Source organism: Nonomuraea roseola (genome assembly GCF_039535395.1).
Taxonomy (GTDB): Bacteria; Actinomycetota; Actinomycetes; order Streptosporangiales; family Streptosporangiaceae; genus Nonomuraea; species Nonomuraea roseola.
On sequence record NZ_BAAAXC010000006.1, the window covers coordinates 432,562 to 446,258 of the forward strand.

General features: G+C 69.8%; 18 protein-coding genes and 1 riboswitch. Of the genes, 9 read left to right on the plus strand and 9 right to left on the minus strand.

Annotated elements, in window-relative coordinates; genetic code table 11:
* Window positions 1-9: 9 nt before the first annotated feature.
* Together ABFX55_RS07695 and ABFX55_RS07700 are read left to right on the plus strand one after the other, a co-directional pair.
* Window positions 10-843 carry a sucrase ferredoxin gene (locus tag ABFX55_RS07695; protein WP_346119006.1) on the plus strand — a complete coding sequence of 278 codons (834 nt, stop codon included), beginning with the start codon at window positions 10-12 and terminating at the stop codon, window positions 841-843.
* Between the two features lie 100 nt (window positions 844-943).
* Window positions 944-1,255: a WhiB family transcriptional regulator gene (locus ABFX55_RS07700; RefSeq protein ID WP_183646185.1), complete on the plus strand. Its 312-nt coding sequence runs from the start codon at window positions 944-946 to the stop codon at window positions 1,253-1,255.
* Window positions 1,256-1,489: 234 nt separating this feature from the next.
* Here ABFX55_RS07700 and ABFX55_RS07705 read toward each other — a convergent pair whose 3' ends face one another.
* Together ABFX55_RS07705 and ABFX55_RS07710 are read right to left on the minus strand one after the other, a co-directional pair.
* Window positions 1,490-1,723 carry a DUF397 domain-containing protein gene (locus tag ABFX55_RS07705; RefSeq protein WP_346119008.1) on the minus strand — a complete coding sequence of 78 codons (234 nt, stop codon included), beginning with the start codon at window positions 1,721-1,723 and terminating at the stop codon, window positions 1,490-1,492.
* Between the two features lie 64 nt (window positions 1,724-1,787).
* Complete coding sequence (locus tag ABFX55_RS07710; protein WP_346119010.1) at window positions 1,788-2,678, minus strand: helix-turn-helix domain-containing protein; 891 nt, start codon at window positions 2,676-2,678, stop codon at window positions 1,788-1,790.
* A gap of 179 nt (window positions 2,679-2,857) precedes the next feature.
* Here ABFX55_RS07710 and ABFX55_RS07715 point away from each other — a divergent pair, with 179 nt between their 5' ends.
* A complete protein-coding gene (locus ABFX55_RS07715) occupies window positions 2,858-3,322 on the plus strand; it encodes an ATP-binding protein (RefSeq protein ID WP_346119012.1) in 465 nt (154 codons plus the stop codon).
* Between the two features lie 3 nt (window positions 3,323-3,325).
* Here the strand turns inward: ABFX55_RS07715 and ABFX55_RS07720 are convergent, their stop codons facing one another.
* From ABFX55_RS07720 to ABFX55_RS07745, 6 genes are all read right to left on the minus strand, one after another.
* The gene (locus ABFX55_RS07720; protein WP_346119014.1) at window positions 3,326-3,955 is read right to left on the minus strand and encodes a phosphoribosyltransferase; all 630 of its coding nucleotides are present in this window, start codon (window positions 3,953-3,955) and stop codon (window positions 3,326-3,328) included.
* Window positions 3,956-4,055: 100 nt separating this feature from the next.
* Window positions 4,056-5,156: a ribosome small subunit-dependent GTPase A gene (rsgA, locus tag ABFX55_RS07725; RefSeq protein WP_346119016.1), complete on the minus strand. Its 1,101-nt coding sequence runs from the start codon at window positions 5,154-5,156 to the stop codon at window positions 4,056-4,058.
* A 303-nt stretch (window positions 5,157-5,459) separates the two neighbouring features.
* A complete protein-coding gene (gene glyA, locus ABFX55_RS07730) occupies window positions 5,460-6,737 on the minus strand; it encodes a serine hydroxymethyltransferase (RefSeq protein ID WP_428834758.1) in 1,278 nt (425 codons plus the stop codon).
* Between the two features lies 1 nt (window position 6,738).
* Window positions 6,739-6,821: riboswitch (ZMP/ZTP riboswitch) on the minus strand.
* A gap of 12 nt (window positions 6,822-6,833) precedes the next feature.
* Complete coding sequence (locus ABFX55_RS07735; protein ID WP_346119018.1) at window positions 6,834-7,796, minus strand: YihY/virulence factor BrkB family protein; 963 nt, start codon at window positions 7,794-7,796, stop codon at window positions 6,834-6,836.
* A 65-nt stretch (window positions 7,797-7,861) separates the two neighbouring features.
* Window positions 7,862-8,233: a YccF domain-containing protein gene (locus tag ABFX55_RS07740; protein ID WP_183646197.1), complete on the minus strand. Its 372-nt coding sequence runs from the start codon at window positions 8,231-8,233 to the stop codon at window positions 7,862-7,864.
* Window positions 8,234-8,265: 32 nt separating this feature from the next.
* Entirely contained in the window at window positions 8,266-9,036 is a 771-nt protein-coding gene (locus ABFX55_RS07745) for a TIGR03084 family metal-binding protein (protein WP_346119020.1), read from the minus strand.
* A gap of 1 nt (window position 9,037) precedes the next feature.
* Here ABFX55_RS07745 and ABFX55_RS07750 point away from each other — a divergent pair, with 1 nt between their 5' ends.
* The 6 genes from ABFX55_RS07750 to ABFX55_RS07770 all read left to right on the plus strand — a co-directional run bounded on the left by ABFX55_RS07750 (window position 9,038) and on the right by ABFX55_RS07770 (window position 12,815).
* Entirely contained in the window at window positions 9,038-9,178 is a 141-nt protein-coding gene (locus tag ABFX55_RS07750; RefSeq protein WP_346119022.1) for a hypothetical protein, read from the plus strand.
* Window positions 9,179-9,240: 62 nt separating this feature from the next.
* On the plus strand, window positions 9,241-9,324 hold the full coding sequence (locus ABFX55_RS49710; RefSeq protein ID WP_350655632.1) for a putative leader peptide: 84 nt from the start codon (window positions 9,241-9,243) through the stop codon (window positions 9,322-9,324).
* Window positions 9,325-9,440: 116 nt separating this feature from the next.
* A complete protein-coding gene (locus tag ABFX55_RS07755; protein WP_346119024.1) occupies window positions 9,441-11,114 on the plus strand; it encodes a nitrite/sulfite reductase in 1,674 nt (557 codons plus the stop codon).
* Window positions 11,111-11,254 (plus strand): Insertion element protein, encoded by a 144-nt coding sequence (locus ABFX55_RS07760; RefSeq protein ID WP_183646205.1) that lies wholly within the window; start codon window positions 11,111-11,113, stop codon window positions 11,252-11,254. Before ABFX55_RS07755 ends, ABFX55_RS07760 begins: the two co-directional genes overlap by 4 nt.
* Window positions 11,251-11,979, plus strand: a complete 729-nt coding sequence (locus ABFX55_RS07765; protein WP_346119026.1) for a phosphoadenylyl-sulfate reductase — start codon at window positions 11,251-11,253, stop codon at window positions 11,977-11,979. The genes ABFX55_RS07760 and ABFX55_RS07765 overlap by 4 nt, the downstream gene beginning before the upstream one ends.
* Window positions 11,961-12,815: a sirohydrochlorin chelatase gene (locus ABFX55_RS07770; protein ID WP_379478998.1), complete on the plus strand. Its 855-nt coding sequence runs from the start codon at window positions 11,961-11,963 to the stop codon at window positions 12,813-12,815. Before ABFX55_RS07765 ends, ABFX55_RS07770 begins: the two co-directional genes overlap by 19 nt.
* A gap of 98 nt (window positions 12,816-12,913) precedes the next feature.
* Here ABFX55_RS07770 and ABFX55_RS07775 read toward each other — a convergent pair whose 3' ends face one another.
* A complete protein-coding gene (locus ABFX55_RS07775) occupies window positions 12,914-13,573 on the minus strand; it encodes a DUF1707 SHOCT-like domain-containing protein (protein ID WP_346119028.1) in 660 nt (219 codons plus the stop codon).
* Window positions 13,574-13,697: the final 124 nt, after the last annotated feature.

Genomic DNA, 13,697 nt, shown 5'->3' on the forward strand with positions numbered 1-13,697 from the left:
GGCGCCCGCATGTGGCTGCTGATCGAGCACGACGGTCCGTGGGCGTCACATCTGGAGAACTGCGACCTTCCCACCGACATCGCGGAACTCGTGCGCAGAGCGTCGGAACGCGGTATCAGGCCCCAGTTGATCCGCCGTCCGGGGCGCAGGACCCGCCAGCGGGGGCAGGGCCTGCGTGTGCTAGTCGGCTACGCGGCGGGAGAGAACCCCTGGCTCGCGGGGGGTGTCATCGCAGGTCCGGACGATCTTGACTTGGACGCCGTGATGGCCGGAGTGGTCCCAGAGTCCTGCATACTTGAAGACGAGCCGGTATTTCTGGTCTGCACGCACGCCAAGCGCAATGCGTGTTGCGCCCGCATTGGACTACCCCTCGCTCGTCGCCTGGCAGAAGTTTTGCCGGACAGAGTGTGGGAAACCTCACATGTTGGCGGCGATCGCTACGCCGCCAACCTCGTGTGCTTGCCACACGGAATTTTCTACGGCAGCATGTCTCAGGCTGCTGCGATCGCAGCGGCCAACGCGTACCGGTCCGGCGAGGTGATTCTCGACCGTTACCGGGGACGCGCAGGCATCCCTGAGCCATCGCAAGCCGCCGAGCATTTCGCCCGTGTCCACACGGGTGAGCTCTCGGTCGGCGGAGTGGCCGTGGAATCCTCAAGGTCGGAAGGCGACGTCACCGAAGCCATCGTGCGCTGCGGTGAGGTCCGGTTCCAGGTTGTGGTTGAGCCATCGGTGTTCCAAGCACCGTGTGGTACGGCTTGCGCCGAGACGATCACCACCTACCGGCTGGTCTCGCTGGACAGGCTCGCGCCTGTGCGGTACGCCACGCCCGCCCTCACCTGATCACGGGAACATCACGGTCCACCCCTGCGTTGGAACAGTGACGCCGAAAGCGTCCAATGCGGCTCAACTACGAAATACCTCTCACGAAGGTGGTTTTCTCATGTCTCAGGTACGTCGGCAGATCGCCCGCCCGCGCCCCAGCTGGGGTTGGCAGGATGATGCCGCGTGCCGAGGTGAGGACCTCGTGCTCTTCTTCGGTCCCGACGGCGAGCGGCAGCCCGAGCGTGACGTTCGCGAGCGGAAGGCCAAGGCGATCTGCGGCCAGTGCCCCGTGCGCGCCGAGTGCCTTGACTACGCGCTGTCCCGGCCCGAGAAGTACGGCACGTGGGGCGGTCTGAACGAGGACGAGCGCGCTTCCGAGCGTCGTCGTCGTATGCGCCGCGCGGCCAGCGCCGGCATCTCCGCCGCCTGAGTTCCACCCCGGCAGCGCCCAGAAAGCTGCGTGATCACGCAGTTGTCCCGATGACCAACTCGAACCCGGTCGGGACAACTGCCTGATCAGGCGAGCGCCCTTCACTTCTGCGAAGGGCCCAAGACGTTTCAAGCGAAGAAGGCTCCGGTTCAGCGAACCGGAGCCTTCTCGTCATGCCGGTGACCACGCGCATCGCCCTTTCGGAACCCGGCCTCCACGCCCTCCCGCGAGGATTCAGGCGATCAGGTCGTCGAACTCCCCGTCCTTCGCGCCCAGGACGAAGGCGGTGATCTCCGCCTTGGTGTAGATCAGTGCGGGGTCGTCGGGAAAGCGGGAGTTGCGGACCGCGTACTGACCCGTCGGCAGCGCGGCCACCTCCACGCAGTTGCCGTCGGGATTGCTGCGCCTGCCCTTGCGCCAGGCCACCGCGAGACTGCTCGCGGTGATGCCGTTGGGAATCTCCCCCATGGTTCCTCCTCGTGCGCGCGAATGCACGTGCATCAGTGCTTGCAGGGCATGAGGATACGGGCAACTAGACGATCTTGCGCAGCCGCTCAAGAAATCGTCGGCTTTCGGCGGGAGTGTCCGCTTGGACGCTCAGCCTGTCCATGACCTTCGTGTAGTGCTCGGACTCGGCGAGCTTGTCCAGGTAGAGCGCGCTCGACAGCTGCTCCATGTAGACGACGTCCGGCAGCTCGGGCTCGGGGAAGCGCAGGATGGAGAACGGCCCGCCGGCCGCCGCGTGCCCGCCCCTGTCGAACGGCATGACCTGGACGGTCACGTTCGGCAGCTCCGAGACCTCGATGAGGTGCTCGACCTGGGCGCGCATCACCTGCGCGCCGCCGATGGTGCGGCGCAGCACCGCCTCGTCCAGCACCGCCCACAGCGACACGGGCCGCTCCCCCGTCAGCCGCTGCTGCCTGGTGGTCCTGAGCGCCACCCTGCGCTCCATCTCGCCGGCCGGCGCCCTGTCGTGGGCCAGCGAGATCACCGCGCGGGCGTAGTCGGGCGACTGCAGCAGCCCTGGGACGAACTGGTTCTCGTAGGTGCGGATGATCGAGGCCGCACCCTCCAGCCCGATGTAGACCTCGAACCAGCCGGGCAGCAGGTCGCTGTACTTGTGCCACCAGCCAGGCTGGTTGGCCTGCCTGGCCAGCTCGATCAGGCGCGCCCTGTCGTCGGGGTCGATCACGCCGTACAGGGTGAGCAGGTCGGCGACGTCGCGCTCCTTGAAGCTGACCTGGCCCAGCTCGAGGCGGCTGATCTTCGCGTGCGAGGCGCGGATGGCGTAGCCCGCGTCCTCCCTGGAGATGCCCTTGGCCGTGCGGAGCCGACGCAGCTGGGCGCCGAGCAGGATGCGCAGCACCGTGGGGCCGCCGCCCTTGGCGGGGCTCAGGGGCCGCACATTCTCCGCCGCTTCCATTGCGCCGTCTCCTTCGTCGGGAAAGATCTCAGTCTTACACGGATCAGCAGTGGGACGTTCCAAGCGCACGTGCAAATGCGACTTGCATCTGTAAAACATGAAAAGTCTTGCATCGGTAAGCGCCCGCCGTAAATATGGACACTTGGACCGCGTGAAGTATCCGAGCCCCGGGGACCTCCATGACCACTTCCGCAGCACCATGGCACGCCACGAAGGGCACCGCACCGCCCGCGTGGCTCGAGGCCCTGCTGTCAGGCGAACCTGGCGAGCAGGTCGCCTTGCTGGAGTTCACGATGCCCGCCGATCCCGCGCTGGTGGGCAGCGCCAGGCGGTTCGTGCGCGCCACCTTCACCGGCTGGGACTCCGGCGAGACGGCCGTCTTCGACGCGCAGCTCGTCGTCTCCGAGCTGATCACCAACGCCATCAGGCACGGGGGCGGCGCCATGTCGCTCAGGCTGATGTGCTCGGAAAGGAGGCTCGGCTGCGCCGTACAGGACTTCAGCGGAGCCGTGCCCGTGGCCTCCACCTCGGGCTTTCTCGCCGAGTTCGGCAGGGGGCTGCCGCTCATCGAGGCGCTGGCGACGGCCTGGGGGTGGCTTCATCCCCCAGGCGGCGGCAAGCTCGTCTGGGCGGCGCTCGTCTGAGACTCAGCGCGCCCGCAGCAGCGCGAGCACCTCGGCGTCGCCGAGCTGGTCGAAGTACTCATACCACTGGCCGACCGCGCGGAAGTCCGGCGGCGTGGCCAGCACCACCACCTCGTCCGCCTCGCCGCGCAGCATCCTGACCGTCCGCGCCGCTCCGACCGGTGCGGCCAGCGTGAGCCTGTCGGGCTCGGCGGCGGCCAGCGCGCGCAGCGCGGCCCTGGCGGTGACGCCGGTGGCCAGCCCGTCGTCGACCACCACGACGTCGCGCCCCGCCACGTCCGGCAGCGCCCTGCTCCCCCTGTAGACCCGCACCCTGCGCGCCAGCTCCCTTCGCTCGCGCTCCACCACCTCCTCCAGGTCGGCGGTGGTGAGGTCGAGGCGGGCCATCAGCTCCTCGTCGAAGACCGGCTCGCCGCCCTCGGCGATCGCCCCCACACCCAGCTCCGGCGAGTCGGGGTAGCCGATCTTCCTGGTGACCAGGACGTCGAGGACCCCGCCGAGCCTGCGCGCCACGGGCAGCGCCACGGCCACCCCGCCGCGGGGCAGCGCCAGCACGACCGGGTCGTGCAGGCCGAGCAGGCGCTCGGCCAGCAGGGCGCCCGCCTGCGCCCTGTCGATGAAGAGATGCGCCATACCGCGGTGATACCCGCTGCCGGAGGGAAGCCCTCCCCGTGAACCGGGTCACCGGTGACCTCCACGCGAGGTCACCGGTGCCGGCGCGGGAACGGCCCCGCTACGGCCTGTTGCGGCCCGAGCGGCGCATCTCCTTGTGGATGATCTTCCACCTGTTCTGCTGCTCCTTGCGCAGCCTGGCGTCGGTTCTGCCGGCCATCCAGGCCGCCTCCCTCTGCAGCTTGAACCAGCTCTCCAGGCGCCGCTCCGCCAGCTCGCCGCTCTCCACCGCCGCCTGTACGGCACAGCCGGGCTCGCCGTCGTGCCCGCAGTCGCCGAACCTGCAGGAGCCCGCCAGCGCCTCGATGTCGGCGAAGACCAGGTCCACGCCGTCGGTCATCTCGTAGAGCCCGACCCGCCTGATGCCGGGCGTGTCGATGATCAGCCCACCGCCCGGCAGCGGGATGAGCTCCCTGTGCACGGTGGTGTGCCGCCCCCTGCCGTCGCCCGCGCGGACCAGCTGGGTCTCCATGACCCCGTCCCCGGCCAGCGCGTTGACCAGGGTGGACTTGCCCGCGCCCGAGGGCCCGAGCACGACGGCCGTGCGTGAGCCCGCCAGGTAGTCACGCACCAGCGCGACCCCCTCGCCCTGCACGGAGGAGACGGCGTGCACCGCCACGCCGGGCGCGGCGGCGGCGACGTCGGCCAGCAGGTCGTCGAGACCCCGCTCGAACAGGTCGGACTTGGTGATGAGGACGACGGGCGTGCCGCCGCTCTCCCACGCCAGCGCGACCAGCCGCTCGATGCGGCCGAGGTCGGCGAAGTCGGTGGCGTGCATGGACGGCTCGGCCACGAAGACGAGGTCGACGTTGGCCGCCAGCACCTGCCCCTGACCGTCGCCTGAGAGCCCGCCACGCGAGGTGCGGCTGACGCCGCCCCTGACGAAGGCGGTACGGCGGGGCAGCACCGCTTCGAGCTCGTGACGCCCCTCGGGCAGCTCCTTGAGCGCCACCCAGTCGCCGACGCAGGGCAGGGCCACGGGGTCGTCGGACGAGGCCCGCCGTACGCGGGAGCCGTACCTGACCTGGTGGTGCCCGTCGGCGGAGATGACCTCGGCGGCGCCGCGGTCCACCCTGGCCACTCGTGCGGGGACGGTGCCCGCGGGAAGCTCGGCGGCCAGCGAGTCGGTCCAGCCGAGCAGAGAAAGATCGTGCGTGTTCAACGCTTGGGTACCCTTCGGGAAACCGGGCCCCGCGCGGAATCGGTCAGGCGGGCACCCGGAGGAATTCGGACAGCGTGCAGCTCAGAAAGACCCGCATAGTCCTCACCTCCTGTGTCTCGTGGCCGTCTGCCTGCGGGCACCTTACCACGCGAGCCCTGTGGCCCGCCTGGCCCAGCCGCTCAGGCGGCCGGCGCCCCGACGCGGGCTCGTGCGTCGCTCCTCTCCCCGGCCATGGGCGGCTCATGACAGCGCCCGCCGTCCCCCGAGGAGGGGGCGGCGGGCGCGTCGGCGGTGCGGTGAGGGTCAGCCCAGCCCGGGAGCCGGGAACTGCGCGGTGAGCTCGCTGACCTCGTGGTGGACTCGGGTGATGACGTCCTCGGCGTCGCCCTTGGCCAGCGCGGTGACGACCTCGTCCATCCACGCGCCGATCTGCCGCATCTCGGCCTCCTTCATGCCGCGGGAGGTCACCGAGGGGGTGCCGATGCGGATGCCGGATGGGTCGAACGGCTTGCGGGTGTCGAACGGCACCGTGTTGTAGTTGGTCTCCAGGCCCGCCCTGTCGAGCGCCTGCGCGGCGGGCTTGCCTCCGATGCCCTTGGGCGTGAGGTCGAGCAGGATCAGGTGGTTGTCCGTGCCGCCCGAGACCAGGTCGAACCCGCGCGAGGACAGCTCCTCGGCCAGGGCCTTGGCGTTGGCGACGACCTGCGCGGCGTACTCGCGGAAGGACGGCTGGGCCGCCTCGTGCAGGGCGACGGCGATCGCCGCGGTGGTGTGGTTGTGCGGGCCGCCCTGCAGGCCGGGGAAGACCGCCTTGTTCAGCGCGGTGGCGTGCTCGTCGGAGGTGGCCATCAGCATGGCGCCGCGCGGGCCGCGCAGCGTCTTGTGCGTGGTGGTGGAGATGACGTCGGCGTGACCGACGGGCGAGGGGTGCGCGCCACCGGCCACCAGACCGGCGATGTGGGCGATGTCGGCGGCGAGGACGGCGCCGACCTCGCGGGCGATCTCGGCGAAGCCCTCGAAGTCGATGGTGCGCGGGATCGCGGTGCCGCCACAGAAGATCAGCTTGGGCCGCTCGCGCAGCGCGATCTCCCTGACCTCGTCCATGTCGATGCGGCCGGTGTCCTGGCGCACGCCGTAGCGGACGGGGTTGAACCACTTGCCGGTGGCGCTGACCGACCAGCCGTGGGTCAGGTGGCCGCCGAAGGGCAGGCCCATGCCCATGACGGTCTCGCCCGGCTGCAGGAAGGCCATGTAGATGGCCAGGTTGGCGGGCGAGCCCGAGTAGGGCTGCACGTTGGCGTGGTTGACGCCGAAGACGGCCTTGGCACGCTCGATCGCCACGGTCTCGATCTGGTCGATGACCTGCTGGCCCTCGTAGTAGCGCTTGCCCGCGTAGCCCTCGGAGTACTTGTTGGTCAGGACCGTGCCGGTGGCCTCGAGCACCGCCTTGGAGACGTAGTTCTCGGAGGCGATCAGCTTGACGGTGTCGGCCTGGCGGCGCTCCTCGGCCTTGATGAGGTCGGCGATCTGCGGGTCCACGTTGGCGAGAGAACTCATGACTCCCCTGTCGTCATTGACAATGTGCGAAGACCCAGGCGCTCGGCCTTCGCCCCTTCCGCTCCCCGGTGGTAGCCCCACCCAAATGCGCCAGTCGCGACGCCTAGACGATATCGGATGTCAGCCGGCCGTACGGCTGGCCCTCGTCGCTCCGTCGCCCGGCCACAGCCTGTCGACCTCGGCGTTCAGTATCGCCCCGATGAGGACGGCGAGAGCGGTGATGTACAGCCACAACAGCACGGCGATGGGCGTGGCCAGCGAGCCGTAGATGGAGACGGGCGAGATCCAGGCGGCCAGGACCGCGCGCAGCACGGCCGCGCAGATGATCCACAGGAACAGCGCCAGGATCGCCCCGGGCAGCTCCCTGTACCACTTCGTGCGCACCGGGACGCTCACGTGGTAGAGCACGGTCAGGAACATGACCGAGCCGAGGATCACGATCGGCCAGTAGAGGACGTCGACGAGCGCGCCGTAGTCGGGCGGCAGCCCGTCCTTCAGCAGGGTCGGCCCGATGACCAGCACCGGCATGACGATGATGCCGATCACCAGGCCGATCAGGTAGAGCCCGAAGGACATCAGCCTGGTGCGGATGATGCCGCGCTCCTCGCCCAGGCCGTAGGCGACGGAGATGAGGTCCACGTAGACGTAGAGCGCCCTCGAGCCCGACCACAGCGACAGCAGGAAGCCGAGCGAGATCAGTGAGACCTTGCCCGCGTCGTCGCGCAGCACGTCCTCGATCAGCGGGGTCACCACGCCCGCGACGGCCTCGGGGGTGAACAGCAGGGCGGCCTGCCGTTCGACCCAGGTCCGCACCTCCTCGACGATGGTCGGCCCGAGCCAGACGCCGAGCTTGGCCAGCACGCCGATGAGGGCGAGGACGAACGGCGGCAGTGACAGCAGCGCGAAGAAGGCGGCCTCACCGGCCAGGCCCGTGACCCGGTAGGTGACGCCGGCGTCCACGGACGCGCGAACGATGGCCCACGACCGGGTGTCGAGCACCCAGTTGAGCCGCTCCCTCGCGCGGCTCATGCTGAGCCGCGGGCCGCGCCGCTTGGAGCGCGGCGGTACGTCGGTGGACGTCATGGCACCCAAGGTATTCGTTGTCACCGGTCACTTCCCGCGACGACCTGTGACAATCCCATCTCGTGTCAGGTTTCGACGATACGCGCGCCGAGAGGCAGGAGGGAGACGGGGATCATCTTGATGTTGGCCACGCCGAGCGGAATGCCGATGATCGAGACGAACAGCGGAATCGCGGTGATGACGTGCCCGAGCGCCAGCCACCAGCCCGCGAAGACCAGCCAGACGACGTTGCCGATGGTCGACATCGCGCCCGCGTCGGAGTCGCGCACGACGGTCCTGCCGAACGGCCACAGCGCGTAGGCGGCGATCCTGAACGAGGCGATGCCGAAGGGGATCGTGACGATCAGGACGCAGCAGATGATTCCGGCGATCACATAGCCGATCGCCAGCCAGATCCCGGCCAGGACCAGCCAGATGACGTTCAGGATTGTCCGCATGGTTCCAGCATGTCAGGACCTATCCAAAAGGATCATCCGGTATCGCCCTGAATCGTCCCTGAGGGAGCCCTGCCCTTGCCGGGCGGGCCCGCGAACGCCTGCGCCACCGCCATCCACTCGCCCGCCGTCGCGCCCTCGGCGACCAGCCCGGTGTCGGCGAGGTGACGACGCTGGGTGACGAGCAGGCAGAAGCCGAGCATCGGGCCGCGCACCACGTCCGCCGCCCCTTCGGGGCCCGCCGTCCACGGCGTGCCGTCCGGCATGGTCAGCTCCACCCGCACGGGGTCGCGCGGCGCGGGCAGGCCCCGCACCGCGAACCCGTACGGCATCGCCCGCACTCCCAGCGTCGCCACGTGCCTGAGCCTGGCGGTGGGCGTCCTGGTCACGCCCAGCGCGTCGGCGATGTCCTGTCCGTGGGCCCAGGTCTCCATCAGGCGCGCGGTGGCGAAGGAGGCGGCCGACATCGGCGGGCCGTACCACGGCAGCCTGGTCCTGGGGTCGAGCGTGGCGAAGGTCTCCAGCATGCGGGCGCGGGCCGTACGGAACCAGGCGTGCACCGCCTCGGCCCGCAGCGCGCGGGCCTCGATCACGAGGTCGTCGACGGACACGTCCGTGCGGAGGGAGCCCGGCTCCGTGACCACCCTGGTGGCCGCCTCGTCGAACCAGGCCAGGTGGCCGACCTGGTCGCGGACGGTCCACCCCTCGGCCGGGGTGGGCAGCTCCCAGTCGGCGCCCTCCAGCAGGGCCTCCAGGTCGGCGGTCTCGGCGCGCAGGTCGGCGAGTAGTTCTGCGAAGAAGTCCACGGTGAATAATCAAGAGGTGATCTGCGAGAAGTGCAAGGAGCGGCTGCACGAGGAGTGCAGGGGCGGATCCTGGTGCGACTGCCAGCACCAGGGCGAGGAGACGCCTCAGGAGTCGGAGCTCGACTGGCCCAGACAGGGCTGAAGATCGTCCAGACTGTGGACCCGGCCTTGGACATACCCGACCACCGAGGTATGGTTCGAGGTATGCCAGCGGACCCGATGCTCGTCGTGCGACGTCACGTCGACCTTCAGCGTGTCCGCAGTGCCATCTGTAGCGACGCCCGCTAACTCCTTCCCGTTTTCTGTAACGGCGCGCGCGTCGCACCAGCCCAAAGCTCAGCCCCTGCACTCGACGATGAGGCAGGAGGAGGGTAACGCGCGCCCACGAACCCAAAGGACGCGCTATGACCACCCCTGCCAGCCGGCATCACAAGCGCCCGCGCGGCGAAGGTCAGTGGGCTCTCGGCTACCGCGAGCCGCTCAACAAGAACGAGGAGAACAAGAAGAACGACGATGGGCTGAACGTCCGCCAGCGCATCATCGACGTCTACTCCAAGCGCGGCTTCGACTCCATCGACCCTGCCGACCTGCGCGGACGCATGCGGTGGTACGGCCTCTACACCCAGCGCAAGCCCGGCATCGACGGCGGAAAGACGGCCGTCCTCGAGCCCGAGGAGCTCGACGACCGGTACTTCATGCTCCGCGTCCGCATCGACGGCGGCCAGCTGTCGCTGGAGCAGCTGCGGGTGCTCGCCGACATCTCCAACCTGTACGGCAGGGGCACCGCCGACCTCACCGACCGGCAGAACATCCAGTACCACTGGATCGAGATCGAGGCGGTGCCCGACATCTGGGCGCGCCTCGAGGCCGTGGGCCTGTCGACCACCGAGGCCTGCGGTGACACGCCGCGCGTGATCCTCGGCTGCCCGCTGGCGGGCATCGACACCGAGGAGGTGCTCGACGCCACCGAGCAGATCCGCGAGGTGCACGACCGCTTCATCGGCGACCCCGCCTACTCCAACCTGCCGCGCAAGTTCAAGACGGCGATCTCGGGCTGCCCCGCGCACTGCACCGTGCACGAGATCAACGACGTGGCCTTCGTCGCGGTCGTCAACGAGCACGGCGAGAAGGGCTACGACCTGTGGGTGGGCGGCGGCCTGTCCACCAACCCGATGTTCGGCAAGCGCATCGGCGTGTTCGTCCGCCCCGACCAGGTGAGCGACGTCTACGGCGGCGTGATCGGCATCTTCCGCGACTACGGCTACCGCCGCCTGCGCCACCGCGCCCGCATCAAGTTCCTCGTCAACGACTGGGGCGTGGAGAAGTTCCGCGACGTGCTCCAGACCGAGTACCTCAAGGAGGACCTGCCCGACGGCCCCGCGCCCGAGCAGCCCCGCGACAGCCGCCGCGACCACGTCGGCGTGCACCCGCAGAAGGACGGCAACTTCTACGTCGGCTTCGCGCCCAGGGTCGGCCGCGTCGACGGCGACAAGCTGCACCTGATCGCCGACCTGGCCGAGCGCCACGGCTCGGCGAGGGTGCGCACCACCGTCGAGCAGAAGATGGTCATCCTCGACGTCGCGCCCGACAGGGTCGACTCGCTGGTGGCCGAGCTGGAGGCCATCGACCTGCAGGTCAACCCCTCCACCTTCCGCCGCCAGACGATGGCCTGCACCGGCATCGAGTACTGCAAGCTCGCCATCGTCGAGACCAAGGCGACGGCCTCCCACCTGATCGACGAGCTGGAGAAGCGGCTGCCGACCTTCGCCGAGCCGCTCACCGTCAACGTCAACGGCTGCCCCAACTCCTGCGCCCGCATCCAGGTAGCCGACATCGGACTGAAGGGCCAGCTCGTCGTCAACGACCAGGGCGAGCAGGTCGAGGGCTTCCAGATCCACCTGGGCGGCTCCCTCGGCGTCAACCCGGGCTTCGGCCGCAAGGTCCGGGGGCTGAAGACGACCGCCGACGAGCTGCCCGACTACGTGGAGCGGGTCGTGACCCACTTCGAGGAGCAGAAGAAGGACGGCGAGTCGTTCTCCGACTGGGTCCAGCGAGCAGACGAGGGGGACCTGAAGTGAGCGAGCGAGCGGTCCCCTTCCACTGCCCCTACTGCGGCGACGAGGACCTGGAGCCCTACGAGGGCGACGGGGGCTGGTACTGCAGGTCCTGCGTGCGCGCCTTCAAGCTGAAGTTTCTCGGAATCGGAGTGAAGATATGACGCTCGTCGACCTCGAAGTCACGTTAAGAGAGCAACGCGGCACGCTCGACCTGCAGGCCATCGTCGAGTCCGCTGCCGTGTTCCTGGAGGACGCCCCCGCCCGCGAGATCATCCGGTGGGCGGCCGCGACGTTCGGCGACCGGTTGTGCCTGACCTCCTCGATGAGCGACGCCCTGCTGATCGACCTGGTGAGCAGGGTGAAGCCGGGGGTGGACGTCTTGTTCATCGACACGGGCTACCACTTCGCCGAGACGATCGGCACCCGTGACGCGGTCCAGCAGGTCTATGACGTCAACGTGATCAACGTGCAGCCCTCGCGGACGGTCGGTGAACAGGAGCGCGACCTCGGTCCCCGCCTGTTCGGCCGCAACCCCGACCTGTGCTGCTACCTGCGCAAGGTGGAGCCGCTGAACAGGGCGCTCGAGCCGTACCTCGCCTGGATCTCCGGCATCCGCCGGGACGAGTCGCCCACCCGCACGGGCACCAGGGTCGTGGAGTGGGACGCCAAGCGCCAGATGGTCAAGGTCAACCCGATCGCCAGGTGGACCCAGGACGACGTCGACAACTACATGTCCGACAACGGCGTGCTGATCAACCCGTTGCACTATGACAACTATCCCTCGATCGGCTGCGCGCCCTGCACCCGCCAGGTCGCCGACGGCGAGGACCCTCGCAGCGGCCGCTGGTCGGGCATGGGGAAGACCGAATGCGGCATTCACCTGTGATCTCCGCACCTCCGACCTCCGCCGGGCGGCATCCGGCGGGTGAGGGGGCGCGCCTTGGCAGGGGCGCGGTCCCGTTGGTCGCGGTGGCGCACGGGTCGCGTGACCCGCGCGCCGCCGCGACCGTGGAGGCGCTTCTCGAGCGGGTCAGGCAGGCGCGGCCTGGCCTGACCGTCCGCTCGGCCTATCTCGACCACGGCCCGCCCACGCTCGCCCAGGCGCTGCACGGCCTGCGCGAGGCGGTCGTGCTGCCGCTGCTGCTGACCGAGGCGTACCACAGCCGCGTCGACCTGCCCGCCGCCCTCGCCGAGGCGCGCGCCCGCGACCCGCTGCTGCGGGTGCGCTACGGCACGACGCTGGGCCCGCACCCGCTGCTGCTGCCGGCGCTGGAGCGCCGCCTGTCCGAGGCCGGGGTACGGCCTGGCGCGCCCGACACCGCGCTGGTGCTGGTCTCGGCGGGTTCGAGCGACGCCAGGGCCAACGCCGTCATCGCCGACCTGGCGAGCGCCTGGGCGGCCCGCCCCTCCTGGGCGGCTCCCGGGTTCCAGGAAGGCGGTGGAGGCCGATGGTGGGATGTGGTCCCGGCCTACGCCTCGGCCGCGGGGCCGACGCCCGCCGAGGCCGTGGCGGCGCTGCGGGCCGCGGGAGCGCCCAGGGTGGCCGTCGCGCCGTACCTGCTCGCACCAGGGTTCTTCGCCGACAAGGTGCGCAGGGACACGCTGGCGGCCGGCGCCGACGTGGTGGCCGACGTGCTCGGCCCTTCCCCTGAACTCGTGGAGGTCGTGCTGGAGCGTTACACGGGCGCGCTGAGGCACGAGCCTGTCAGGGTGCCCGCCTGAGGGCCTGAGGGGACCGTCACGGCCCCTGTCCGCGGTCTCGGCCGTCCTGCCTCACGCAAGGGCCCTGGGGGCGCTCGGAGGCGCTCAGCCGGGCGCGATCAGTCGCGGCCGAGCTGCCTGGGTTCGCCCCACAGGTGCTCGCCGCCCAGCCCGAGGTGCTCGCGCCACGCCGACCAGCCGCGCTTGATCGGCTTGGCCCTGGAGTCGCCGATCACCTTGACGTCGCCCATGACGGCGTAGGCGTGCACGCGCACCACCGGCACGTTCATGCCGGGCGCCGCCTCCATCACGTCGACCTTCTTGTCGCCCATGATCGCCATGCCGTCGAGGTCCACGTCCACGCCGTCAGGCACGATGATCTTCACATCGCCCATCACCGACACCGCGGTGACGTCGATGACGTTGGTGCGCACCTCGGCCTCGCGCAGGTCGAGCAGCACGTCGCCCATGACCGCCACCGCGCCGAGCTCCTGCTCGACCTTCCACTTGCCGCGCCGCTTGGTGTCACCCATGATCGCCACGAACCAGCGCCGTTTGCGGGAGGGCGCGGGAACGGGCGAGGGCGCGTACGTGCCCTCGGCGGGCAGGTCCTGGGTGAGCAGCGCCAGCTGGGCATGCGTGGTGGCCAGATAGGCCGCCTCGGTCCTGTCCGTCAGCTCGACCAGCGTGAGCCTGCCCTCGACGGAGGCGACCCGCAGCCGCTCGACGACGGCCTCCCTTTCCATGTCAGAGGCGCGCAGTTCCCCCGGTTCACTCATAGACGCAACATATCGCGTTTTGTCGTTCCTGCGGAGGGGCAACCCCCGAACCGCTCGCTCTCCACGGCGGCGGGCACGGCTCGGCCGGGTCGAGATCCAGGTCGAGATCCAGGTCCAGGGCCTG